Consider the following 24,114-nt stretch of genomic DNA (forward strand, 5'->3'; position numbering starts at 1 on the left):
CGGCCTGGCAAACAGGGTGCGCACCTCCACCCCAGCGACAGCAGCCGCAGCCGCTCCATCAGCTGCACCGCCAGGAGCGAGTGGCCGCCGAGCTCGAAGAAGTTGTCGTTGCGTCCGACCCGCTCGACACCGAGGAGCTCTTGCCAGATCCCGGCCAGCGCCGTCTCGACCGCGCCCTGCGGCGCTTCATAGGCCGCCCGCGCATAGGCATCGTCGTCGGGGGCCGGCAGCGCCTGGCGGTCGAGCTTGCCGTTCGCCGTCAAGGGCAGCGCCTCGAGCCGCACGAAGGCAGCCGGCACCATGTAGTCGGGCAGCCGCCCGCCCAGATGGGCGCGCAAGGCGCCGGCCAGCCCGCTTCCATCCTCGTCGTCCGATCCTGCCTCGGGTCCACACACGACATAGGCGACAAGGTGCTGGTCGCCGGCGCGGTCGGCGCGCGCCACCACCACCGCATCGCCGACAAGCTCGTGCTCGCAAAGCCGTGCGGCGATCTCGCCCGGCTCGATGCGGAAGCCGCGGATCTTCACCTGATCGTCGTTGCGGCCCAAAAACTCCAGATTGCCGTCCGGCAGATAACGCCCAAGGTCGCCGCTCCGGTACAGACGGTCGCCCTCCACAAACGGGCTGGCGATGAACCGCGCCGCCGTCAGCTCGGGACGGTTGAGGTAGCCACGCGCCACCCCGCCCCGCCGATGTAAAGCTCACCCACCGCCCCGAACGGCACCGGCTGGGCAAACCGATCCAACAGATAGGCCACCGAATTGCGAATTGGTCGACCCAGCGGCACTCGTTGCCGGCCATCGAACTCAGCAGGCACCGGATAACAAAGACTAAAGGTGGTGTTCTCTGTCGGGCCGTAGCCATTTGAGATTCGCAGCGTCGGATGTCGCTTCTGGCATGCCCTGATGGAAGCGATGGAGACCTCCTCGCCCCCGACCAGCAGTTGCTGTAGCCGATTGGTGCTCCGCCCCTCCGCGATATAGACGTCGAACAACCGGGCAGTCATCCAGGCGATGGTGACGCCTTGGTCCTGGATGATCTGGGCCAGCGTTGCGCTCGAGAGGTGACGTCCAGGATAGAGCACAACCCTGGCGCCGTTCGCCAAGGCACCCCAGACCTCGAACGTGGTCGCGTCGAATGTCGGCGAGGAGGCATTGAGAAAGATGTCCTGCGGCGAGATTTCGACGAAATCGTTGCCCGCCACCAGACGCACCAACCCCCGATGCTCGACCATGACGCCCTTTGGGGTTCCGGTGGAGCCTGAGGTGTAGATGACATAGGCGAGATGGCGCGGGCTCAGGCCAAGGGCGCGCGGGTCCGGGTTCGAGGCCGGCAGTTCGGCCCAGGCCGGGGTGGCCGTCTCCAGATCGACCACCGTCAGATCGACAAGCGCCTCGGGGCCGAGTGCGGCGCGTCCGGCGGCATCGCAAAGCAGCAGCCGCGGTGCGGCATCCTCGACAATCTGCCGCAGCCGCGCCGACGGATAGGCCGGATCCAGCGGCAGATAGGCGCCACCCGCCTTGAGGATCGCCAAAAGACCCACCACCATCGCCGGGCTGCGCTCCAGGCAGATCGCCACCGGCTGATCCGGCCTGACCCCAAGGGCGATCAGATGATGGGCCAGCCGGTTGGCCCGCGCGTTGAGCTCGCCATAGCTTAGGCGCTCCTCCTCATGGACCACCGCCACCGCCTCCGGCGCCTTTTGCACCTGTGCCTCGAACAGTTCATGGATGCACCGCTCCGACGGATAATCCGCCGCCGTCCGGTTCAGATCCTCCAGCAGATAGGTGCGCTCGGCGGCCGGCAGGATGTCGAGGTCGCGCACCGGCCTATTGGGGGCATGCTCCAGCGCCTCGGCCAGTTGCTCGAGCACCTGCTGCATGTAGCCGCAGATCCGATCGGCGGAGATCGGCTCCACCACCTGCGCCGTCAGGCCGAGCGCCTCGCCAGAATCCTCCACCGACAGGGTCAGTGGATAGTTGGTGCGCTCCTCGCTGCCCAGCCATTCCAGGCCGGACAGCACGTCGCTTGTTCCCACGCCGGCCATGGCCGGCGTGTTGTGACGGTAGTTCAACAGCGCGCTGAACAGCGGCGCCGGCGCCGCCACCCCGCTGCAGCGTTGCGCCAGCGCCAGCGAGGCATGCTCGTGCGCCAGCAGCTCGGAAAGCCGCGCATGCGTGGTCCGCACGCTCGCCTCGACCCCGGTCCCGTCGAGGTCAAGCCGCACAGGCAGGGTGTTGATGAACAGGCCCAGCGCCCGGTCGGCGCCGGCACCGGCATGCATGCGGCCGAACAGCACCGTGCCGAACACCACCTGCTCGCGCCCGCTGCTCAGCGCCATCACCTGCCCCCAGGCCAGATGGCAAAGGCTCGCCAGGCTCACCCCCAGCCGCCGCGCCTGTTGCCGCAGCCGATCGTTGAGCGCCTGCGGCAGGGCGTTGTTGCGCGGATCACCCGGCGACTGATATTGGGCTTTGGTTTTCAGTCTCCTGATCGGGGTTTTGATGATGCCGCATAAGTTCAATGCCGACCGACGGGACAAGATAGCCAAGCAGAAGTTTAAGGTGACGAATTGGGCGGCCTATAATGAAAGCCTGCGTCAACGTGGTGATTTGACCGTGTGGGTGAGTGATGAGGCCCTTGCTTTATGGACGGCGCCGAGGCGGAGATCGCGGGGCGGTCAGCCGAAATACTCGGATCTGGCGATCACATTGTGCTTGACCCTACGCGTCGTCTACGGGCTGGCGCTACGCCAGACCCAAGGTCTGATGCGCAGCGTTGCGGCGCTGATGGAGTTCGATATTGCCGTGCCTGACTTCTCCACCCTGTCGCGCCGGAGCAAAGGGCTGGCGTTGCCGTCGACAAAGTCCGGAGCCAGAGCGTCCGGTCCTGTTTATCTGGTGGTCGATAGCACGGGGTTAAAAGTCTTCGGTGAGGGCGAGTGGCTGGAAAACAAGCACACAATCAAGGTGAAACGTAAAAGATGGCGCAAGCTTCACATTGGTCTTGATCTTGCTAGTGGTGAGATTGTCTGCGCGGATCTAACCACGGATGATGTTGGCGATCCGACCGCTTTGCCAGGTCTTCTGGATCAGATTGATGGCCCAGTTGCCAAGTTTATCGCTGATGGCGCCTATGACGGAGCGCCGACCCGTGATCTTCTGGAGACACGCTTCGGCGAGATCGTGGAGATCATTATCCCGCCTCCCAAGACAGCAGTTGAAAGTCCGCAATCGGCGTTCAATCCAACGGTACGGGACCGCCATATCGCCGAAATCGAAAACAAGGGCCGGATGGCTTGGCAGAAATCCACCGGCTATAACCAGCGCAGCCGGGTGGAGACCCAGATGGGTAGATGGAAGACGGTCATTGGGCCAAAACTCAAAGCGAGGAACTTCGACAATCAGAAAACAGAAGCCAAGATCGGCGTCCACGTTCTCAACCGGATGACTGAACTTGGCCGTCCAGAATTCCGGCGTGTTGTATGAAAAATCCCAAGGGTGGGGTTATCTCGTACAGAATCTGATCCCTGCAACACGTCCCTCCAAGCGCGAGGGCCAGATGGTGGACGAGATGCTCGAGACGCCCGGTTCGTCGGGCGTAGGGAGGTAGCACATCCCCGAACCGCTCGGCGAATATCTGCCTGCCGCAGAGCACCGCATCACAGGTGAACCTCCGCGTGCGGACGAGAAGTCTGACGCGCCTTCCCGACAGGGGGAGGTCCGCGACTTGGCGGCAATAGCGGCTTCGAACCGTTCGCGACATTCGTCCGCATGCCGGGCATGACGCGGTAGCGCCGGCTCGAGTAAGCAAGATGCAGGTCTCATCGTCAATGTGGGTGATGCGTTCGGCGATGAAACCAGCCGGTACCAAATCAGAGGGGCGAAACTTGGTGCTCATCAGGCTGATTCCTTTGTGGAAACCAGCGAAGCAGCATCGTTACAACTGCATCAAAACTGAGTCAGAGGGGATATTCGGCTTGAGCCCTACATTTGGCAGCAGCGACTGAGGTGCTGCGCTTCGAGCTGATGATAGAACGTGGTCTGTATGAGCAGCCACAAGCATCAGGAAAGGAAGCGCAGCATGAAGTATTATGCCGGACGGGACGTTTCTGTGAAAGAGACGGCGATCTGCATTATCGACGAAACGGGGAAAATTTGCCGCGAGTTGAAGGTTACGAGCCACCCAGACGATCTCGTTTCGACTCTTAACAACCGGGCATATAACCTTGTTCGGATAGGGCTTGAAGCTGGTCCTCTGTCTCAATGGTTATTCAGCGGTTTGGCTGAAGCCGGGTTGCCTGCGGTTTGTATTTAGACCCGCCACACCAAGGCTTTCTTGAAAGCGCAGGTGAACAAGACCGATCGCAACGATGCCCGCGGCATCGCGCAGATGATGCGGGTCAATCTGTTTCGACCCGTTCACGTGAAGACGTTGACGAGCCAGAAACGCCGCGCTTTGCTGACAGCACGTAAGCTTCTGCAGGAGAAGGCGATTGCCATAGAGAATGATATCCGGGGATTGTTACGCAACTTCGGCCTAAAGGTAGGGTTCATCGGAACGATCGGTTTCGAAGCTCGCATTCACGAGCTTATCGACGGCACGCCTGATCTTGGCGAAATCATCTCGCCTCTGCTTGCCGCCAGAGAGAAGCTGCGCGCCGAGTTCGCGAAGTTGCATCGGAAAGTCCTGGATCTGGTGCGCGACGACGACACCTGCCGACGCCTTATGACAATCCCCGGAGTTGGCCCCGTCACCTCGCTTGCCTTCGTCAGTACCATCGACGTCCCAGCTCGCTTTAAAAACTCCCGTGCAGTCGGGCCAGCACTCGGGTTGACCCCGGTGCTCAATCAGTCAGGGGAGAGTCATCGTGTCGGACGCGTTTCTTTATGCGGCGATGACATGATGCGTGCCCTTCTCTATGAAGCGGCGCAGGTCATGCTGAGCCGTGTGAAGAAATGGTCATGGCTAAAGGCCTGGGCAATGAATATTGCCCGGAGGCGCGGTCGATCGAAGGCGATCGTAGCGCTGGCAAGGCGATTGGCGGTGATCATGCATCGCATGTGGAGTGACAGCTCTGAATTCCGGTGGACAAGGGAAAATGAAGTAATACCCGTCTGATCCGGCGTCGCAACCGACCAAGTAAAGCTTTGGAATTCCGCTGACCGGCGGAACGATGTCCTTTGCGGGACGACGGATGAGGTGAGTGCGCTTTGGGTCTTGTACCGGTTGTTACGACGGTTAGGACGTGAGTCAGATTGCACCGCCTCGTTCTTCTGATCCCATGATGGGAAGGCCAGGAAGCCTATCCCGAAGAGAAGCAAGGGCCCGTTAAAGGACATCAAAGGCCGGCAGATGGAAAGCTTCAAAAGTGCTTGACGCAACTACGCCGAATAGAGAAGACCCAAATTTGCACGCCGAAACACAATGAAGGAAATCATCGCTTCAGTGGGCGGTCGAGCTCGCCATCGCAAATAGGCGGACGCCTTGCGCAAAATCTCGTTCGCCTGACGAAGTTAACGGTTCTCGCGCTCCAGAGCCTTCATCTTTTCCGCAACGACGCTCGGCAGACCTGCCCGCTTGCCGCTGTCGACCTCGGCCTTCTTCTCGTTGAGCGTGTGCGCCGAGCAGCCGATCTTGGCAGCTATGGAAGATACCGCTGCCCAGCGCGAGGCATGTTCGGCTGATGCTCCATCCCAACTCGAACGGCTCGGCCACGGACTTCAGGGGAGAATTTGTTCGTCGTCTTGCTTGTCATAGAGCCTACTTCTCACGAGTTGGGGTCTCCGGCAAAGGCGGGGCGGTTCAAACTGTCCAGAAATTAAGCGGAATGCCGTCCGGCTTTTTGATCGGAATCCTGTCCGGTTCAATCTCGGAATTCGCAGACATCCGCCCAGGCTGCAGCGTCGGCTTACGCGCTAATAGATGTTCGGATAGCGAGGATAATGCCTTTTGGGATGTCCTTGGCCACGGACGTGAGCCGACAGCGAGGCCATGATCCCGTCCCGATCCTACAACCACGCTCGGCCAGCTCGAGATCGCTCGGACGCGCGCCTTCTCGACGAAAGCGAGAGCAACATTGCCAAGCGTTGGTGCATGGATCCTTTGTCAACGGTTTGGCGATAGGCAGGCAGGATCGAAATCAGTTTGATCCGAGTGCCATGCCGTACAAACACAACGCCGATCGTCGTCATCACGTCGGAAAGATGAAATTCAGGGTGACGAATTGGCGTGACTACGAAGCAGGTCTGCGCCGGCGTGGTAGCCTGACCTTATGGGTAACGCCGGAGGCACTGGCAGGATGGCGCGCTCCGCGACGCAAGACCCGCGGCGGCCAAGCCCAGTATTCCGATCTCGCCATTGAGACTGCGCTGACGCTGGGTTGCGTCTTCGCAATGCGGCTGCGCCAGACCGAGGGATTGCTCCACTCGCTGCTGGATCTCATGGGGCTGAAAGTCCCAGTTCCAGATCATACGACGCTGAGCCGTCGGGCACAGAAGTGGGAGCCATCAGCCCGACGAAACCCGCCGCTGCCGGACGGCCCGCTGCATGTGCTTGTCGATAGCACGGGATTGAAAGTCTACGGCGCCGGGCAGTGGCTGGAGCAAAAACATGGCGCCAGATCACGTCGCACCTGGCGCAAGCTGCATCTGGCAGTGGATGCCAAAAGTGGCGCGATCATTGCCCATGGGCTGACAGACCAGAAAACGGATGATCCTTCCCAGGTGGCACCGCTGCTCGATCAGATCGACGGCGAGATCGACCAGTTCACGGCCGACGGAGCCTATGACGGCAAACCAACCTATCGGTCTATCCTGCAGCACAGCGCAACCGCGAACATCGTCATTCCACCGCGTTCCACGGCGGTGGAAAGCGGTGATACCGGACCGCCTGGTCAAAGGGACAAGCACATTGCCGCAATCGCAAGCGACGGTCGGCTGAAATGGCAGGCAGCCGCCGGCTACGGCAAGCGTGCGCTGATCGAAACCGCCATCGGACGATACAAGGGGCTGATCGGATTGCGCCTGCGGGCCCGCTCCTTTCCGGCTCAACAGACCGAGGTTGCCATCGGTTGCATCGTTCTCAACCGCATGCTGGCATGTGGACGCCCGGAGTCTGTCCGGCGTCAAGTCACGCAGGCATAACCAACTACATCAAAGATCGAAATGCCCTCGATTTCATATCCGCGCACCAACGCCTCCGGCAGATGAACATCCACAAGCGGCGCCATATGTGATCGCCAGGACTGGAACTGTTCTTTCGGTGAGGTCATGCGTCGAAAATCGCAAGAGCACCAGCGCCGCCGCTCCAGGTGCGCCGGCCATTCCTGTCCCGCAGCGGGGTCATCTCCAGACTCCGTAACCATCCAATTCCTCCAGCACATAGCCGATCCGGGCTGCTGAAACTGAAGCAAACAATCGTTTTCGCGGCTGAACCGCGCAGCCATCCGACAAAAGCCGAATTGGCTAAAGCTTTACGTGCATAAGCTACTTATCATATTCCCTGGCGAGCAGAAATGGACGGACCGAAGCGTTGGTGCATGGATCCTTTGTCAACGGTTTGGCGATAGGCAGGCAGGATCGAAATCAGTTTGATCCGAGTGCCATGCCGTACAAACACAACGCCGATCGTCGTCATCACGTCGGAAAGATGAAATTCAGGGTGACGAATTGGCGTGACTACGAAGCAGGTCTGCGCCGGCGTGGTAGCCTGACCTTATGGGTAACGCCGGAGGCACTGGCAGGATGGCGCGCTCCGCGACGCAAGACCCGCGGCGGCCAAGCCCAGTATTCCGATCTCGCCATTGAGACTGCGCTGACGCTGGGTTGCGTCTTCGCAATGCGGCTGCGCCAGACCGAGGGATTGCTCCACTCGCTGCTGGATCTCATGGGGCTGAAAGTCCCAGTTCCAGATCATACGACGCTGAGCCGTCGGGCACAGAAGTGGGAGCCATCAGCCCGACGAAACCCGCCGCTGCCGGACGGCCCGCTGCATGTGCTTGTCGATAGCACGGGATTGAAAGTCTACGGCGCCGGGCAGTGGCTGGAGCAAAAACATGGCGCCAGATCACGTCGCACCTGGCGCAAGCTGCATCTGGCAGTGGATGCCAAAAGTGGCGCGATCATTGCCCATGGGCTGACAGACCAGAAAACGGATGATCCTTCCCAGGTGGCACCGCTGCTCGATCAGATCGACGGCGAGATCGACCAGTTCACGGCCGACGGAGCCTATGACGGCAAACCAACCTATCGGTCTATCCTGCAGCACAGCGCAACCGCGAACATCGTCATTCCACCGCGTTCCACGGCGGTGGAAAGCGGTGATACCGGACCGCCTGGTCAAAGGGACAAGCACATTGCCGCAATCGCAAGCGACGGTCGGCTGAAATGGCAGGCAGCCGCCGGCTACGGCAAGCGTGCGCTGATCGAAACCGCCATCGGACGATACAAGGGGCTGATCGGATTGCGCCTGCGGGCCCGCTCCTTTCCGGCTCAACAGACCGAGGTTGCCATCGGTTGCATCGTTCTCAACCGCATGCTGGCATGTGGACGCCCGGAGTCTGTCCGGCGTCAAGTCACGCAGGCATAACCAACTACATCAAAGATCGAAATGCCCTCGATTTCATATCCGCGCACCAACGCCGCGGAGAATTCTCACCAACCAGTCCGGCGGCGAGAGCGGATCATGAAGCGCTTCAAGTCACAGCGACATCTACAACGCTTCGTCTCCATCCATGATCCGATCGCCAACCTATTTCAAATCCCGCGCCACGACATCTCCTCCGGCCACCATCGCGAATTGCGCACGGCGGCGATGAGCCTGTGGGCGAAAATTGCCCGAGCATGAGAGATATCTGCGGATGGCGTCTTTCGCTGGCCTTTCATCCGTTAAGTTTACGAGGCCAAGCCGGTGTCTAATTTTCGGGCGGCCATTGCTGCGCGCCATGCAGGACACGAACTAACTCCACATCGTCGGATACTACATAGACCACGATGAAGGGCGTCCCGGACACAACCAATTCCCTTGTTTCCGGCATTCGGCCTGTGCGGCCGGAGCGAGGAAAGTCACGCAACCGCTCAACCTGTCGCTCAATTTCATCCCACATATTGAGCGCTGCCAAAGGATTGTCCAATGCAATATGGTCAACGATCTTGTCGAGATCGATGGCATATGAATCACGCCTGACGATCCGCATGTACTCAGCGACCTTGCGCGCCAATACGGCGCTGTAGGTCCGCCCGCTTCAACTGCGCCTTATCCGCCCATTCGTCCTCGGAAATTGCACGATTCGAGCCATCCTCAATCCCATCCATTGCCTTTTGCACCTGGCTTCGGAACCACGCATCATGTTCCCCCGCTGTATGGAGTTGTCGCTGACGTTCCGCCGTATCAGGCCGCTTGCGTTCCACGGCAGCCGGATCATGTTCGGTCATGTCGATTTCGAACCGTTCAAGTCCAAGCTCGTCACGAACATAAGCAGCAGCCGTGTTCAGATTCCGCCAGATTCGCATCCGGCGCGATCGTTGAGCGGCCACAGCTCTTTCGTTCGCTCCATATTTCACGAGAACGGCAAACCCGCCCGGCTGCCCAAAAATAACGGCGCCGTTGAGTGCGTGAGCGATCGCCAGGTTTTTGACGGCTTTGCCATCGATAGTATCCGGCTGCATGGCAATCCCTTCTAATAAAAGCGATGCGTTTATCAGATGTTTGCACGAATTTACCATTTTGGCAACGGCTTCGCCACCTTCTTCATTTCTAAAGCCATAAGGGAGCTTTCCGCGAGTGTGGGTGGTGCGGTTTTTGTTAAGTTTGTGCCACACCGGCCCGCAGTTTGCGCGGGCCGGAACCGTCGCAGGGATGCGTGAGCAGCCCGAACGGCGACGTCCGCTTATCTTTCTCTATCTTTAATAGAACTAGCCCGCATCTCTCACAGCGCCTGTGGCTTTGGTTGACGTTGGGCTGTTGGCGGCGGTCGGGGCCGGGCTCGCAGCCGAAGACGCGCGCGGCCGTCGCCGCGATGTGGGGCGTTTTGTCTGGGCCGGTGATGTATCCTTTTTCGTTGGTGGGTGGGTTCAGGTCCGGCGGCATCATCGGGCCGCAGCGCATATTCGGGCGTGAGCCAGAGCAAACTCCTCGGCATAGGGGCAGGCCGAAGCCATCGCCACCTTGATGCGGCGGACTGAGACGCGGACCTGGGCGCCGATCTTCAACAGCTTCAATCAGCACTGTTGCATGGATCAGACTTTGGACGAGGCAACCCTATCCACTGCATTTTTCATGCAACGCGCTCGAACTTGGGCCGGCCAAGTTCTGTCATCCGGTTAAGAACACGGACGCCAATCTTCGCTTCAGTCTTCTGATTGTCAAAATGTCGTGCTTTGAGTTTGGGCCCGATCACAGCCTTCCATCGACCCATCTGGGTCTCAGCGCGACTGCGCTTGTTGTAGCCGGCGGATTTCTGCCATGCCATCCGCCCTTTGGTCTGGATTTCTGCAATATGGCGATCGCGGACAGATGGAACCAGCACCGATTGAGGGCTGGCAACGGCAGTCTTGGGAGGTGGGATAATGACCTCCACGATCTCACCAAAGCGTGTCGCCAGAAGGATCTCGGGTTGGCGTTCCATCATAGGCGCCGTCGGCAATGAACTTCTCGACGGGGCCACCGATCTGGTCCAGAAGGGCGTTGGTGCATGGATCGGGACTTGAGCGGATCTGGATCTGCGATGGGGCTATCTATGTGGTCGGTCCATTGCGGCGGATGGATTTAGGGCGTGCGCATGGCGTTGGTGCGCGGATATGAAATCGAGGGCATTTCGATCTTTGATGTAGTTGGTTATGCCTGCGTGACTTGACGCCGGACAGACTCCGGGCGTCCACATGCCAGCATGCGGTTGAGAACGATGCAACCGATGGCAACCTCGGTCTGTTGAGCCGGAAAGGAGCGGGCCCGCAGGCGCAATCCGATCAGCCCCTTGTATCGTCCGATGGCGGTTTCGATCAGCGCACGCTTGCCGTAGCCGGCGGCTGCCTGCCATTTCAGCCGACCGTCGCTTGCGATTGCGGCAATGTGCTTGTCCCTTTGACCAGGCGGTCCGGTATCACCGCTTTCCACCGCCGTGGAACGCGGTGGAATGACGATGTTCGCGGTTGCGCTGTGCTGCAGGATAGACCGATAGGTTGGTTTGCCGTCATAGGCTCCGTCGGCCGTGAACTGGTCGATCTCGCCGTCGATCTGATCGAGCAGCGGTGCCACCTGGGAAGGATCATCCGTTTTCTGGTCTGTCAGCCCATGGGCAATGATCGCGCCACTTTTGGCATCCACTGCCAGATGCAGCTTGCGCCAGTTGCGACGTGATCTGGCGCCATGTTTTTTCTCCAGCCACTGCCCGGCGCCGTAGACTTTCAATCCCGTGCTATCGACAAGCACATGCAGCGGGCCGTCCGGCAGCGGCGGGTTTCGTCGGGCTGATGGCTCCCACTTCTGTGCCCGACGGCTCAGCGTCGTATGATCTGGAACTGGGACTTTCAGCCCCATGAGATCCAGCAGCGAGTGGAGCAATCCCTCGGTCTGGCGCAGCCGCATTGCGAAGACGCAACCCAGCGTCAGCGCAGTCTCAATGGCGAGATCGGAATACTGGGCTTGGCCGCCGCGGGTCTTGCGTCGCGGAGCGCGCCATCCTGCCAGTGCCTCCGGCGTTACCCATAAGGTCAGGCTACCACGCCGGCGCAGACCTGCTTCGTAGTCACGCCAATTCGTCACCCTGAATTTCATCTTTCCGACGCGATGACGACGATCGGCGTTGTGTTTGTACGGCATGGCACTCGGATCAAACTGATTTCGATCCTGCCTGCCTATCGCCAAACCGTTGACAAAGGATCCATGCACCAACGCTCTCTGGTAGGCCTCATGACGCCGCCCGATCTGCAGCTCCCGGATGATGTAGAGACACTGAAGGCTATGGTCCTTGCCATGGCTGACAAGGCGGCGCGGACTGATGCTCTTGAGAGCGAGGTCGCAGATCTGAAGGCGCGAAACGCCGATGCTGATGAACGCATCGAACGACTGACCCAGATCCTGAAAGCCTTCGATCGTGCTCGCTTTGGCCGACGATCGGAAAAGCTTGGACCTTCAGGCATCGACGATGAACAGCAGGCATTTGTCTTTGAGGAGATTGAGACCGGCATCGCCGCGATCCGGGCCCAGGTCACCAAGGGCGCAGCCCATCCGGATGGCAAACGTCAGCCGCGGCCGCGCAAGGGCTTCGCACCTCATCTGGAGCGGGTCGAAGTGGTGATCGAGCCGGATGAACTGCCTGAGCATGCCGGCAAGCAGAAGGTGCTGATCGGAGAAGACATCTCTGAACGGCTAGATGTCGTGCCGGCGAAGTTCCGGGTCATCGTCACCCGGCGGCCGAAGTATGCCTTCAAAAACGAAGACGGTGTCGTCCAGGCATCGGCGCCCGCGCACATCATCGAGGGTGGCATTCCGACGGAAGCACTTCTGGCCCAGATCGCGGTCTCGAAGTATGCCGATGGCCTTCCGCTCTATCGGCAGGAGGCAATCTATGCCCGCGACAAGGTCGATCTCGATCGCAAACTGATGGCGCAATGGATGGGCAAGCTCGGCTTCGAGCTCGACATTCTGGCCGATTACATCCTCGCCGAGGTCAAGAAGGCCGAGCGTATCTTCGCTGATGAGACGACGTTGCCAACGCTCGCGCCGGGATCCGGATCGGCAAAGACGGCCTGGCTGTGGGCCTATGCCAGGGATGACAGACCCTTTGGCGGCAGTGGCCCGCCGATGGTCGCCTATCGCTTCGAAGATAGCCGCGCTGGCGATCGTGTCGCCCGGCATCTGAATGGCTATCGTGGCATCCTTCAGGTCGACGGGTATGGCGCCTACAACAAGCTTGCCCGATCTGACGGCGGCAATGACGGAGTGATATTGGCCGGCTGCTGGTCCCATAGCAGACGCAAGTTCTACGAGCTCCACGCCTCGGAAAGCTCAAAGATCGCCACCGAAACGGTGGAGCTGATGGCAAAGCTCTGGCAGGTCGAAGAAACTGCCCGCGGGCAAAGCCCTGACGCTCGTGCCGCGGCGCGTCAGCAGACATCTGCTGCCGTCGTCAATGAGCTCTTCGACCTTTGGCAAAGAACCCTGCCGCGGATCTCCGGCAAATCGAAGCTTGCCGAGGCGATCCGCTATGCTACCTCGCGTCGCTCCATCTTCGAACGCTTCCTCACCGACGGTCGCATCGAGCTCGACTCCAACATCGTTGAGCGCGCGATCGGGCCCCAGACAATTACGCGAAAGAACTCCCTCTTCGCCGGCAGCGACGGCGGGGGCAGGACCTGGGCGACAATCGCCACGCTCCTTCAGACGGCGTTATGCCGCGCGCGGCATAATGCTGTTTATGCCGACCGTCGAACTATGCCGAGTGTCTCTTCTATTGTTTGCAGCAAACCGTGCGTTCCCGGCCCGTTCGGCGGGTCGCTGTTGTTTGGCACTCGGCATAGTTCTCATGCTCAGAGGGCGTTCAGGAATTCCAGAAGCCGGTCGCTTGGTCGAAATCGCTCGGCCTTGGCGCGTTCGTACGGCTTCAGCTTTGCGAGTGCAGATTCCTTCAGTTCGAGATGTGCATGAAGATAGGTCAACGTCGTTTCCATCGCTTCGTGGCCCAACCACAGGGCAATTACGGAGCAGTCGACGCCCGCCTGCAGCAACTCCATGGCAGCAGAGTGCCGCAAGACATGGGGCGAGACCCGCTTTGAGCGAAGGGAGATGCAGTGCTCACGTGCTTTGGCGACATATTTGTTCAGCAGCGCCTGCACGCCGTCCGCGCTGAGCCTGCCACCGTGCATATTCGGAAAGAGAGCCGTTGCGCCCCGCTTCCCTGGCTCCCTGAGCCACCGCTGGAGGGCTTGCTGTGCAACCTTCGTGAGCGGCGTACTTCGCTCTTTGCGGCCCTTGCCGACGCATTGCACATGCGCACCGCGGCCGAGCACTACCGAGTCTCGGTCGAGGTCGATGATCTCCGAGACCCGCAGCCCCGTTTGCGCGGCCAGCAATAGCAGAGTGTAATCGCGGCGTCCCAGCCACGTGTTTCGATCCGTACAGTCCAGGATCGCTTCAATCTCGGGCCTGGTTAGGAACTGAAGCTGCCGCTTGTCGCATCGCTTGCTGGGGATCGCGAGCACACGCTGAATGTGGGCGCTGTGTGCCGGCTCCTCAAACGCCGCATATCGGAAGAAAGAGCGGATGGCTGTGAGGCGGAGATTCCGGGTCCGCACCGAGGCGGATCTCTGCGTCTCAAGATCCTCCAGGAATGCGCCGATGAAAGGAGCGTCCAAATCCCGCAGCGTCAACTGGGATGGGGATCTCCCAATGCGCGTCTGTGCGAAAGCAAACAGGAGCCTGAAGGTGTCGCGATAGGAGGCGATGGTATTGGAACTTACACCTCGATGCTTCATAAGCCGATCCGTAAACCACCGCTCGATTAGCACGGGCAGGTCGTTCGTGTGTCTCATGACCGGACCTCCCAACGCTTATCCAATCGCCGTACGGCATGGTTCATCAGTTCCGGCGTGGCCGACAGATACCAATAGGTGTCGCGAACATTGGCATGGCCGAGGAAGGTTGAGAGAACGGGCAGCTCGCGTTCCACATCTTCGCCGGCGCGATGCCAGTTGATCAGGGTCTGGACGGCGAAACGGTGACGAAGATCATGAATCCGTGGGCCATCTCGATTCCCCTCCTGTCGTAATCCGATTTGCCGGGATAGTCGCCAGAACACGCGATGCACGTATTGATGCAGCAATCTGCCGCCTTGTTCGGCGACGAAGAAATAGGGACTGCGCGGCGTACCAAGGTGTGCATCGCGTCGGGCGGCGTAGCCCGAAAGGACAGCAATTGTCGTGGCATGCAGCGGGACCAGCCGTGACTTGCCAAACTTTGTCTCTCGGATGGTGAGGACGCCCTGGTCGAGATCGACATCGGCCCGGAGCAGGCTGAGCGCTTCGGAATGGCGCAGTCCGGCCACTGCTATCAGCCCGAACAGGCAGTGATATGTCCAGCGCCGCAGAGCGTTGGCCGGCGGCAACGACAGTGCCGCCGCCAAAAGTGTCTGAATCTCGATCTCGCTATAGATGTAGGGCTTTGTCCGCCGTGCCGGTGCTACAGCGTCGCTTGGTAGCACTTCTGTCAAAGGATCGAAATAACTGAGGTGCTGTGCAAAGCAGCGCACATCAGACAGGCGGATGGACCAGCTTGGCTGCCGGCCCATCGAGGTGACCCACTCCATTGCCAGATCATTCGTGATGGTCTCGGCGCCGCGGGATTCCATGAAAGCGACGAACTCCGACAATCGTTTTGCCGGACCGTCATATTTGTATCCCAGCCCTTGGCGCATGCCGATGTAGCGCTCAAACGCGGTGCCAAGCCGGCTCATTGGACACCTCCCGGCCAGGGTAGGCTCAGTTCACGCAGCTTATCAATATCGAGCTTGGCATAGATTCTTGTACTGTCGATGCTTCGATGGCGGAGCAGTTGGCCGATCTCAGCAAAGCTGGCGCCCGATCGCAAAAGGTCAGTCGCAAGGCTGTGGCGGAAAAGATGGGCGCCGTGATGCGCATAGCCTTCAATGTCGGCCTGTTCGAGTGCTTGCTTAGCGATCCACGTGATGGCGCTGCCAGATGTAAAACCCACGTGCGGGGCGAGTGTTCGTAGGAAAAGTCGTCGACATGCCGAGGCTGGACGCCCATGTCGGATATAAGCGACGAGTGCTGTTCCGACGTCGTGACGCGGTTATGTGCGTCAAGTTCAGCAAAAAGGGCGGTCATGAGACTGGTCATGCGGCATTGCGGAGAGCGAGTTTCTTATGCTCTCTGAGATCGTCCATGTTGATGTATCGATTGGCCTCCATCCAGTTTTCGTGGGTTTCGACGGCAAGGGCCCTGACCAGGCGCAGGCAGCTTTCGGTGTTGGGAAAGATGCGCACGACGTAGGTTCTACGACGGATTTCCTCGTTGAGGCGCTCGAGCATGTTGGTGCTCTTGAGATGCTTGTGGTGAGTGCGCGGTAGCCGGAAGAAAGTGAGCGTCTGCTCGATGGCTTCCTCGACCCAGCCGGTCAGCCGTGGATATTTTCCCGACCATTTGCCAAGCCAGGCGGAAAGATCGGTTTTCGCCTCGGCGAGATCGCGCCGGTCGTAGATCCATCGCAGTTCCTGCAGGCAATCGTCGCCGTGCTTGCGTGGCAGATGGTCGAGCGCATTGCGCAGGAAGTGCACATAGCAGCGCTGCCAGGCGGCTTCCGGAATGACTTCGCCGATCGCCGCGACGAGGCCGGCATGATCGTCGGAGACGACGAACTCGACACCCTTGAGGCCGCGGGCTTTCAATCCCAACAGGAAGTCCTTCCAGGCCGAGCGGCTCTCGCGGCCGGCCATCTCGACGGACAGGATTTGCCGCCGGCCGTCCCAGTCGATGCCGACGGCGATCAGCACCGCCTGGCTCCTGACGACGCCGCCCTCTCTGACCTTCTCATAACGGGCATCGAGGATGAGATAGGGAAAGGGCTCTTGAAGCGGGCGGCAGGCAAAGGCCTTTAGGCTTTCATCGAGCCGCTTGTTGATCGCCGAGATCGATGAGGCCGAGAACGCATGCCCGCACAGTTCTTCGGTGATCGCCTTGACCTTGCGCGTCGACACCCCCTGCACATACATCTCGGCCAGCGTGGCGACCAGCGCCCGCTCCGAGCGCTGGTAGCGTTCGAACAGCTCGGTGGAGAAGTGTCCCGAGCGGTCCTGCGGCACCCTGAGTTCCAACTTGCCCACCCGCGTTATCAGCGTGCGGCCGTAATGGCCGGAGCGGTAGCCGAGCCGCTCGGGCGTGCGTTCGCCTTTCGCGGCTCCCAAAGCCTCGTCCATCTCGGCTTCAAGGACCTCCTGCATCACCGCGCGCAGCACCTCGTGCAGCCCATCGGGGTTCGAAAGCAGAATGTCTTTGACGGTAGCAACAGCAGTCTTATCTTCTGTCTTGGTCATGGTGGCGTTCCTTCCAGGGAATCAGGTGACGTTGAACATCACCAGCCTGCCATGACCGCCCCTCTCAGTGAATTTGCAGAACCTTCCGCACACTACCCGTGACGCAGCGGCATAGTCGCTTGGCGTCGTCCCTTTCCGTGTACGAGGATCGTGCCCGACTGCCAGTCGATATCGTCAAGATTGAGGTTGGAAACTTCGCTGGCGCGCAAACCGAGCTTGGCGAGGATCATCAGAACCGCGTAGTCCCGACGACCCATTGCCGTCGTCCGATCACAGGCATCGAGAACCTTCTGGACTTTCTCGGGCGGGAGAAATGTTGGAAGGCCGGCAAGTCGCCAGCGGCGGATGGACGGCACACAGCCAGCGAGCGGCATCGAGATGAAACCCTTCAGATGCAAATAGCGCAGGAAGGCACGCACAACCCCGCACATGGCTTTGCCACTGTCGGCGGAACCATCGAGCGCATGTCGCTCGACATAACCGATCACGGTCTGCGGGGTGAGCGCTGCAAACCCGTCTACGCCTAAAGGGCACACCTCCCGGAGAAATCGAAGCGACAGAAGCTTGTGGCTCCCCATAGTCGCGGCGGCGAGCCCTCTCTCAGTCGAGAGATATTGCCCGAATACATCGACGATCTTCTCGTGCTCACTGCGCAGAATCGGAAGTGCGGCTGGTATTAAGCCTTTCTCCCGTAACGCCAAAAGCAAGCGGCGGAGTGCCGATCGATCGCCCGAGTCGGGCTTCCAGTGCTTGAAACGATGCTCAAGAAAGCGGTCGACGTGAACCTCGCTTAAATCCTGCGGAGCATGTCCATTGCCAACATGCCAGTCCATCAGATCCCGAAACAGGCTCAGCGAGCGCCACGTGCAATGCCGACCCAAACCTTCGTTCGACATTTTGGCGGCGTAAACGCCCGCAAACTCCCGATACGGACCATAGACCAGCTTCCGGTATAGGGCGCTGCGATTCAAATAGTCAGTTGCGTTCATGTGTCCTCTCCTTCGCGTCAACTGCGACGGAGAGACCCTAAACTATGCCGACTAGCTGCCCGCTATGATGCCGGAAACGTTGGCAAAAAGTTGATTAATCGGCATAGTTCGACGGTCGGCATAAACAGCAAAGATGAACAACGTCGATCCGCAGGCCTGGCTCACCCAGACCCTCGAGCGCATAGCCAACAGCTGGCCCAGCAGCGAAATCGATGCACTCATGCCGTGGAACTACACAGGCTGAACGGCCTCGGCTTGCCGCTTACTACGACGCGGTCACCGACCACAGTGCAGCTGCCGTCATCGTCATTCCCCCGCGCGCCAACGCGATCGAACCAGCCGGCGATCAATCTCCCGGACAAAGGGATCAGCATATCGCTGCAATCAGCAGAGACGGGCGAATGAAATGGCAGGCCTCCACCGGCTACGGCAAGCGCTCGCTGGTCGAGACTGCCATCGGCCGATACAAGTCCACCATCGGGCGGCGTCTGCGGGCTCGGTCGTTTCACGCTCAGCAGACGGAAGTGGCCATCGGGTGCGCCGCCCTCAATCGTATGCTTGCATGCGCACGAGCGTTGGTGCATGGATCCTTTGTCAACGGTTTGGCGATAGGCAGGCAGGATCGAAATCAGTTTGATCCGAGTGCCATGCCGTACAAACACAACGCCGATCGTCGTCATCACGTCGGAAAGATGAAATTCAGGGTGACGAATTGGCGTGACTACGAAGCAGGTCTGCGCCGGCGTGGTAGCCTGACCTTATGGGTAACGCCGGAGGCACTGGCAGGATGGCGCGCTCCGCGACGCAAGACCCGCGGCGGCCAAGCCCAGTATTCCGATCTCGCCATTGAGACTGCGCTGACGCTGGGTTGCGTCTTCGCAATGCGGCTGCGCCAGACCGAGGGATTGCTCCACTCGCTGCTGGATCTCATGGGGCTGAAAGTCCCAGTTCCAGATCATACGACGCTGAGCCGTCGGGCACAGAAGTGGGAGCCATCAGCCCGACGAAACCCGCCGCTGCCGGACGGCCCGCTGCATGTGCTTGTCGATAGCACGGGATTGAAAGTCTACGGCGCCGGGCAGTGGCTGGAGCAAAAACATGGCGCCAGATCACGTCGCACCTGGCGCAAGCTGCATCTGGCAGTGGATGCCAAAAGTGGCGCGATCATTGCCCATGGGCTGACAGACCAGAAAACGGATGATCCTTCCCAGGTGGCACCGCTGCTCGATCAGATCGACGGCGAGATCGACCAGTTCACGGCCGACGGAGCCTATGACGGCAAACCAACCTATCGGTCTATCCTGCAGCACAGCGCAACCGCGAACATCGTCATTCCACCGCGTTCCACGGCGGTGGAAAGCGGTGATACCGGACCGCCTGGTCAAAGGGACAAGCACATTGCCGCAATCGCAAGCGACGGTCGGCTGAAATGGCAGGCAGCCGCCGGCTACGGCAAGCGTGCGCTGATCGAAACCGCCATCGGACGATACAAGGGGCTGATCGGATTGCGCCTGCGGGCCCGCTCCTTTCCGGCTCAACAGACCGAGGTTGCCATCGGTTGCATCGTTCTCAACCGCATGCTGGCATGTGGACGCCCGGAGTCTGTCCGGCGTCAAGTCACGCAGGCATAACCAACTACATCAAAGATCGAAATGCCCTCGATTTCATATCCGCGCACCAACGCCTCTGCCGGATGGAAAATCAGAGGGCGACGGTTTTCTTGCGGAACAGACCGGGTGACATCTCGGCGATATCCTCATCGTTCAGCAGCGCGCGCAGGCATGCAGCTATATTCGCGATCGGGCCATGCTGCGATCGAGCCCAATTGATCACTGGAACGTCGGCGTAATGCGCAGCGACTGGGCGTGGACCGAGGCCAATCGGCATGTAACGGCGACCGGCCCAGGTGAGGTATTTTTCAGGTCTCTTGGTTATCCTTACCGCTGGCGGATGACCGATTCAATCGCTGATGCGGGCCTGTCGCAAACATTTTCGGAGCGCGCGATTATCCCTTGAGCATCTTCAGTTTCATGCTTTGTTAACTTTCTGCAGTCCGAAGAGGCGCGCAAGCAGATCGTTCTGATCGTTGATGGTCCAACTGCCCGAGAGGCCGAAGCCTTTCCTCAGCCACAGCATCGCCTCGAAACCCGCGATGGTTCGCCGCGCCGTGTTGAAAGATTGGAAGCCACCGATTTTTGGCATGTTCTTCTTTACCCGGAAATGGTCACTTTCGATTTTGCTGGAGGTGCTTGGTGACATAGTGGACGGGGTCCGGATGTAGAAGCCCATCATCAACCGACGTTTTGATCGTTGACGGGAAGGTGTTGGCCCCGTCCGTCCCGATCTTATTCGGCGACAACAAGGGCTCGTCTTTGAGCATCTTGCGGAAGAACCGTTTGGCGGCGTCGAGATCGCGCTTCGCCGTCAACAGGAAGTCCATCGGATTGCCGTGTTGTCGATGGCCCGATATAGGTATCGCCATTTGCCGCGGATCTTGACATAGGTCTCATCGACGCGAACAGAGCCGCAATGTGGCCGGCGGAACTGACGCAGCCGCTTCTCAATCACTTCAGCTTTTCGGCCATGGCATTCAGAATCATCGGTTCGCTCCGCAACTTTCGGAGCGGCAAATTCTCTGCGGATGGTCAACATAGGGTTAAGCGGAAAAATTTGCGACAGGCCCCCCAAAACTCGCGGCTGTCGCGTTGGCCAACAAGATCGCCAGGATCGCCTGGAAAATGATGGTGACCGGCGAGGCTTACAAGGGCAATGCTGCGCGCCCGGCTCTGGCCTGCGCGGCGTGAAGAGATCAGTCGGTCACGGTGAGCAGGATACAGACGCTACCGTGCTGAGCTGATGCGTGAACTTGCAGGAAACGATTAGATGGTGTGATCGATCGATCCGAGACGCGGTACACTCCGTAGATGCCAGTGGCCCAACGAGGCCGATCAAGTGTTTGGAACCCACGTCGCGGAACCCATCTTGGCCAGCGTTCATGTGTGAACGCAACAAAAGGCCGGACATATGAACGCAAGAGATCCGATCAAATCATCAAAGAGTTCTTGCAAGGAGGGGCCGTCCACATATGGCATCTCGATGAAGCCGTTGTCTCAATCCGCGGCAAGAAGCATTGGCTGTGGCACGCAGTTGATCAGGACGGTTTCGTCTTGGAGGTTCTCGTACAAAGCCGCCGCAATGCAAAGGCCGCCAAGCGCCTGATGCGCAAGCTCTTGAAGGGTCAGGGACGGTTGCCGCGTGTGTTGATCACCGACAAGCTGGGGTCCTACGGCGCAGCAAAGCGAGAGATCATGCCGGGTGTAGAGCATCGCTCCCACAAAGGGTTGAATAATCGGGCGGAGAATTCTCACCAACCAGTCCGGCGGCGAGAGCGGATCATGAAGCGCTTCAAGTCACAGCGACATCTACAACGCTTCGTCTCCATCCATGATCCGATCGCCAACCTATTTCAAATCCCGCGCCACGACATCTCCTCCGGCCACCATCGCGAATTGCGCACGGCGGCGATGAGCCTGTGGGCGAAAATTGCCCGAGCATGAGAGATATCTGCGGATGGCGTCTTTCGCTGGCCTTTCATCCGTTAAGTTTACGAGGCCCTCATCCTTCACGCAGATGGTCAAATCACCACGTTGACGCAGGCTTTCATTATATGCCGGCCAATTCGTCACTTGATATTTCTGCTTGGCAATCTTGTCCCGCCGATCGGCATTGAACTTGTGCGGCATCGTCGAAATTCCGATCAGGAGACTGAAAACTTGAGACTGAAAACCAACGCTCAATATCAGTCGACGGGTGATCCACGCAACAACGCCGCGTTTAAGCAGCACCTCACAGATAATGTCGCGCATCCCGTTAGGTCCAATTTCCGTCGCAAACCCAAGCACGGTGATCGCCTCCCGAAGCACTTCAGGCGCCTCCTCACGTATAGTTATTTCAGCATCCGGCGCTCTTATCCAAAGCGGTCAGAAAATGAACCTTCATTTCCATTCATGTAGTAGATCTCCCTCATCATTGGGCGGCGAATAGGCTGCGGCTCCAGTCGACCTTATTGTTCACTGCAACTCCTCATGGCCGCACCGCTTAGTCAGCGCTCTTGTTCAGGCTTGCCTCAAGCGAGGCGATGCTGTCGATTACGGCTTCGAATGAGGGCGGGTCGCCGAAGATCATGCCCTGCATAGCCCGATAATCAACGCGAAGTTGTTCGATCATCGCGTCGTGCGGCGCAAGCGCAAAGGAGCCTGGGACAGCGCTGGCGAGATCGAAGTCGGGCCGATTGAAGAACATGCGGGCATGCGCGACGCAGTCTTCGCCCAGCGCATTCTCTTTGATGGCGGCGGCCCCAACGGGTGTCGCGACGAGCCGGTGCAGGTCGTAATAATGCCGCGACACCCGCTGGCCGCCACCTTTCAATTCACTACGCGTATCGAACCAGCGCCGCAGCCCATGGAGAATAACGACTTTGTCCCAGAACGTGCGTTCAGGGTCGACCGTCCGGACGGCTGGCACCGTCAGATCGAGTGCGGGAAGATCGTCATCGACATAGGGTTTTATCGACACTTCGCTGTTCGGATCGAGCGCAGATTTCGCTCCCGACTCGATCTTTATGGCTGCCCTCACATAATCCGAATGTGGCGTTGCCGCTGGATACCAAATCAACAATGTCTGCCCGTCAGGGTCGGAGTCGTCGGCTTCGATCCGCGCTTTTGCGGCATCAACACCGGCTGCCTTGAGGCGGTCAGCGAGAACCACGGTTAACTCGTCGCGAAGTGGTCCGTTAATATAGGCTTTGCATGCGTCCTTAATCGCCTCCAGGCGCGCTTTGCGTTTCTTTCCGCTGAGATCCTCAAGTTCCTTGATCGTTGCCGGCTCACCAATGTCGTCTCTAAACACTGTGACATCTATGTCCTCGGAGAAGCGGCTGATCAGACCATAGCCCTTGGATAACGAGGTCCCGCCTTTGAACAGCAGGCGGGGGCCGCCGTCTTTCAGAACGTTGAACAAGACATCGAGAGTCCAGCAGACCCAAAAGTCTTTTTCTATGTTCTGGGCGGCTGTGCCAAGGCGTTGCGCCGTTGTATCGAAGGCGCTCAACATCGCAGCCTCGCCGGCCGCGAGAACCTCGTCATAAGCTGTATTCATTTCTTTGTCGCCTGGGATGGATGACCACGTTTGTTGCTTGGTATTCGTGTCGGGACTAGCTTGCTTTTCGGACGATTATGCTCAGCGCGATGTCCATCATCGTCGTCGTGGCGATGATCGTCGGCATCGTTATCATCATTGCGATTGGTGCTGACATGCCGATCATTATCGCCGGCTTCATCTTCGATGAGCGGCTTGAGAAACATCCACATCCATGTCGGAAGCGCCGTAATCCCTGTTGTTAAATCGGCTTTGATAGCCGCTCCCACAGCGGGATTCTTAAAAAGCTTGGCAAGTTTGCTCTTCACGTGTTCACTCTCTCCTTCGCGGTCTAAAAGATCGCGAAGCCAGTGCAGCGCTTGAACGACGCGCATCGCAGGGCGCCCAGCCCAGAATAACTTGCTGGCGGCGGTCGGACGAAAGGTGACCGTAACATTACCAAGCTTAATTGGCCGCCGACGTGCATCAGTATGAACAACGATTTTTGCTGGGACAGCGTCAGTCAGCCCCAGGTCGTTTGCTGCCGTCATGCCATCTACAAGCATCCGAGTCTGGTCGCGACGCCCGAAGGCATCAATGACCGAGCGAGGATCAGGTGGGTTGGGTTTCTGGGTCAGCTGGTTGAAGCCAGGCTGGTCGTAGAGGCCACGCTCAATCCGCCTAAGAGTTCCCGCTATTGTTAGGCGCTGCAATGATTTGTCGATGGCGTCACGGCTTGCAAGATCGATAAAATCGCTGGGAGTCCATACCTTGCGAGGCGCGTCAGAACGCACTCGTTGTAAGATTGCTGCCTTTAGATCGGTCGAGTCTGTCATGTCCGAAATTTGTATATGTATTTCGGACCAATTGCGAGTCCGAAATACATATACAAATTTCGGACAGCGTGTTATTGACGAATCCTGACGATGAGCTTCGACGGAA

At 59.1% G+C, this 24,114-nt stretch carries 17 protein-coding genes and 14 pseudogenes; 12 read left to right on the top strand and 19 right to left on the bottom strand.

Annotated features, from left to right (window positions below):
• Positions 1-98 precede the first annotated feature (98 nt).
• Both BA011_RS46735 and BA011_RS46020 read right to left on the bottom strand, forming a co-directional pair.
• Positions 99-680 (bottom strand): annotated as a pseudogene (locus BA011_RS46735) (AMP-binding enzyme); the annotation flags it as partial.
• The gene (locus tag BA011_RS46020; RefSeq protein ID WP_151343780.1) at positions 647-2,524 is read right to left on the bottom strand and encodes a non-ribosomal peptide synthetase; all 1,878 of its coding nucleotides are present in this window, start codon (positions 2,522-2,524) and stop codon (positions 647-649) included. The pseudogene BA011_RS46735 and the gene BA011_RS46020, both read right to left, overlap by 34 nt.
• On the opposite strand from BA011_RS46020, the gene BA011_RS38340 reads away from it, so the two are divergent.
• Positions 2,508-3,488, top strand: coding sequence for an IS5 family transposase (locus BA011_RS38340; protein WP_065284172.1), 981 nt, complete (start codon positions 2,508-2,510; stop codon positions 3,486-3,488). The two genes, BA011_RS46020 and BA011_RS38340, sit on opposite strands and share 17 nt — an antisense overlap.
• Before the next feature lie 52 nt (positions 3,489-3,540).
• Here the strand turns inward: BA011_RS38340 and BA011_RS45815 are convergent.
• Positions 3,541-3,900, bottom strand: a pseudogene (locus BA011_RS45815) (transposase family protein); the annotation flags it as partial.
• Positions 3,901-4,083: 183 nt separating this feature from the next.
• Here BA011_RS45815 and BA011_RS38345 point away from each other — a divergent pair.
• Positions 4,084-5,121: pseudogene (locus BA011_RS38345) on the top strand (IS110 family transposase).
• Between the two features lie 278 nt (positions 5,122-5,399).
• Here BA011_RS38345 and BA011_RS43690 read toward each other — a convergent pair.
• Positions 5,400-5,758 (bottom strand): annotated as a pseudogene (locus tag BA011_RS43690) (transposase); the annotation flags it as partial.
• 403 nt (positions 5,759-6,161) lie between these two features.
• On the opposite strand from BA011_RS43690, the gene BA011_RS38350 reads away from it, so the two are divergent.
• Positions 6,162-7,145, top strand: a complete 984-nt coding sequence (locus tag BA011_RS38350; RefSeq protein WP_065283479.1) for an IS5 family transposase — start codon at positions 6,162-6,164, stop codon at positions 7,143-7,145.
• Here BA011_RS38350 and BA011_RS43695 read toward each other — a convergent pair.
• Positions 7,127-7,366: a hypothetical protein gene (locus BA011_RS43695; RefSeq protein ID WP_420493465.1), complete on the bottom strand. Its 240-nt coding sequence runs from the start codon at positions 7,364-7,366 to the stop codon at positions 7,127-7,129. The two genes, BA011_RS38350 and BA011_RS43695, sit on opposite strands and share 19 nt — an antisense overlap.
• A gap of 239 nt (positions 7,367-7,605) precedes the next feature.
• Here BA011_RS43695 and BA011_RS38355 point away from each other — a divergent pair, with 239 nt between their 5' ends.
• A complete protein-coding gene (locus tag BA011_RS38355) occupies positions 7,606-8,589 on the top strand; it encodes an IS5 family transposase (protein ID WP_065283479.1) in 984 nt (327 codons plus the stop codon).
• Positions 8,590-8,637: 48 nt separating this feature from the next.
• Positions 8,638-8,847, top strand: a pseudogene (locus BA011_RS38360) (IS6 family transposase); the annotation flags it as partial.
• Between the two features lie 67 nt (positions 8,848-8,914).
• On the opposite strand, the gene BA011_RS38365 reads toward BA011_RS38360, so the two are convergent.
• From BA011_RS38365 to BA011_RS38380, 5 genes and pseudogenes are all read right to left on the bottom strand, one after another.
• Positions 8,915-9,196: a type II toxin-antitoxin system RelE/ParE family toxin gene (locus BA011_RS38365; RefSeq protein ID WP_065284808.1), complete on the bottom strand. Its 282-nt coding sequence runs from the start codon at positions 9,194-9,196 to the stop codon at positions 8,915-8,917.
• A 4-nt stretch (positions 9,197-9,200) separates the two neighbouring features.
• Positions 9,201-9,821, bottom strand: a complete 621-nt coding sequence (locus BA011_RS38370) for a hypothetical protein (protein ID WP_237352872.1) — start codon at positions 9,819-9,821, stop codon at positions 9,201-9,203.
• A 267-nt stretch (positions 9,822-10,088) separates the two neighbouring features.
• Positions 10,089-10,220, bottom strand: a pseudogene (locus BA011_RS43700) (transposase); the annotation flags it as partial.
• Between the two features lie 56 nt (positions 10,221-10,276).
• Positions 10,277-10,682: pseudogene (locus BA011_RS38375) on the bottom strand (transposase); the annotation flags it as partial.
• A gap of 154 nt (positions 10,683-10,836) precedes the next feature.
• Positions 10,837-11,820: an IS5 family transposase gene (locus BA011_RS38380; protein ID WP_065284677.1), complete on the bottom strand. Its 984-nt coding sequence runs from the start codon at positions 11,818-11,820 to the stop codon at positions 10,837-10,839.
• Between the two features lie 90 nt (positions 11,821-11,910).
• Here BA011_RS38380 and tnpC point away from each other — a divergent pair.
• A pseudogene (tnpC, locus tag BA011_RS38385) lies at positions 11,911-13,389 on the top strand (IS66 family transposase); the annotation flags it as partial.
• A 140-nt stretch (positions 13,390-13,529) separates the two neighbouring features.
• On the opposite strand, the gene BA011_RS43705 reads toward tnpC, so the two are convergent.
• From BA011_RS43705 to BA011_RS38410, 5 genes are all read right to left on the bottom strand, one after another.
• The gene (locus tag BA011_RS43705; RefSeq protein ID WP_027664909.1) at positions 13,530-14,531 is read right to left on the bottom strand and encodes a tyrosine-type recombinase/integrase; all 1,002 of its coding nucleotides are present in this window, start codon (positions 14,529-14,531) and stop codon (positions 13,530-13,532) included.
• Positions 14,528-15,451, bottom strand: coding sequence for a tyrosine-type recombinase/integrase (locus BA011_RS38395; protein WP_027664908.1), 924 nt, complete (start codon positions 15,449-15,451; stop codon positions 14,528-14,530). Before BA011_RS38395 ends, BA011_RS43705 begins: the two co-directional genes overlap by 4 nt.
• Complete coding sequence (locus tag BA011_RS43710; RefSeq protein WP_237352771.1) at positions 15,448-15,708, bottom strand: tyrosine-type recombinase/integrase; 261 nt, start codon at positions 15,706-15,708, stop codon at positions 15,448-15,450. Before BA011_RS43710 ends, BA011_RS38395 begins: the two co-directional genes overlap by 4 nt.
• Positions 15,709-15,850: 142 nt before the next feature.
• Positions 15,851-17,047 carry an IS256 family transposase gene (locus BA011_RS38405; RefSeq protein ID WP_065279141.1) on the bottom strand — a complete coding sequence of 399 codons (1,197 nt, stop codon included), beginning with the start codon at positions 17,045-17,047 and terminating at the stop codon, positions 15,851-15,853.
• A 92-nt stretch (positions 17,048-17,139) separates the two neighbouring features.
• A complete protein-coding gene (locus BA011_RS38410; protein WP_237352772.1) occupies positions 17,140-18,036 on the bottom strand; it encodes a tyrosine-type recombinase/integrase in 897 nt (298 codons plus the stop codon).
• Positions 18,037-18,160: 124 nt separating this feature from the next.
• Here BA011_RS38410 and BA011_RS43715 point away from each other — a divergent pair.
• The 4 genes and pseudogenes from BA011_RS43715 to BA011_RS45820 form a co-directional block, all read left to right on the top strand.
• Positions 18,161-18,280: pseudogene (locus tag BA011_RS43715) on the top strand (transposase domain-containing protein); the annotation flags it as partial.
• Positions 18,281-18,302: 22 nt separating this feature from the next.
• Positions 18,303-18,608, top strand: a pseudogene (locus BA011_RS43720) (transposase); the annotation flags it as partial.
• Positions 18,609-18,683: 75 nt separating this feature from the next.
• The gene (locus BA011_RS38415) at positions 18,684-19,667 is read left to right on the top strand and encodes an IS5 family transposase (protein ID WP_065283479.1); all 984 of its coding nucleotides are present in this window, start codon (positions 18,684-18,686) and stop codon (positions 19,665-19,667) included.
• 55 nt (positions 19,668-19,722) lie between these two features.
• Positions 19,723-20,004 (top strand): annotated as a pseudogene (locus BA011_RS45820) (AraC family transcriptional regulator); the annotation flags it as partial.
• Positions 20,005-20,064: 60 nt separating this feature from the next.
• Here the strand turns inward: BA011_RS45820 and BA011_RS38425 are convergent.
• Positions 20,065-20,610, bottom strand: a pseudogene (locus BA011_RS38425) (IS6 family transposase); the annotation flags it as partial.
• 107 nt (positions 20,611-20,717) lie between these two features.
• Between BA011_RS38425 and BA011_RS43730 the strand changes: the two are divergent.
• Together BA011_RS43730 and BA011_RS38430 are read left to right on the top strand one after the other, a co-directional pair.
• Positions 20,718-20,840, top strand: a pseudogene (locus BA011_RS43730) (IS110 family transposase); the annotation flags it as partial.
• Positions 20,841-21,122: 282 nt separating this feature from the next.
• Positions 21,123-21,593 (top strand): annotated as a pseudogene (locus BA011_RS38430) (IS6 family transposase); the annotation flags it as partial.
• Here the strand turns inward: BA011_RS38430 and BA011_RS46740 are convergent.
• The 3 genes from BA011_RS46740 to BA011_RS43740 all read right to left on the bottom strand — a co-directional run bounded on the left by BA011_RS46740 (position 21,498) and on the right by BA011_RS43740 (position 24,008).
• A complete protein-coding gene (locus BA011_RS46740; RefSeq protein ID WP_420493466.1) occupies positions 21,498-21,902 on the bottom strand; it encodes a hypothetical protein in 405 nt (134 codons plus the stop codon). The pseudogene BA011_RS38430 and the gene BA011_RS46740 overlap by 96 nt on opposite strands.
• Positions 21,903-22,134: 232 nt before the next feature.
• Positions 22,135-23,193, bottom strand: coding sequence for a nucleotidyl transferase AbiEii/AbiGii toxin family protein (locus BA011_RS38435; RefSeq protein ID WP_065284680.1), 1,059 nt, complete (start codon positions 23,191-23,193; stop codon positions 22,135-22,137).
• Positions 23,190-24,008, bottom strand: a complete 819-nt coding sequence (locus BA011_RS43740; RefSeq protein ID WP_072642647.1) for a DUF6088 family protein — start codon at positions 24,006-24,008, stop codon at positions 23,190-23,192. Before BA011_RS43740 ends, BA011_RS38435 begins: the two co-directional genes overlap by 4 nt.
• Positions 24,009-24,114: the final 106 nt, after the last annotated feature.

It is taken from the genome of Rhizobium leguminosarum (genome assembly GCF_001679785.1).
Taxonomy (GTDB): domain Bacteria; phylum Pseudomonadota; class Alphaproteobacteria; order Rhizobiales; family Rhizobiaceae; genus Rhizobium; species Rhizobium leguminosarum_R.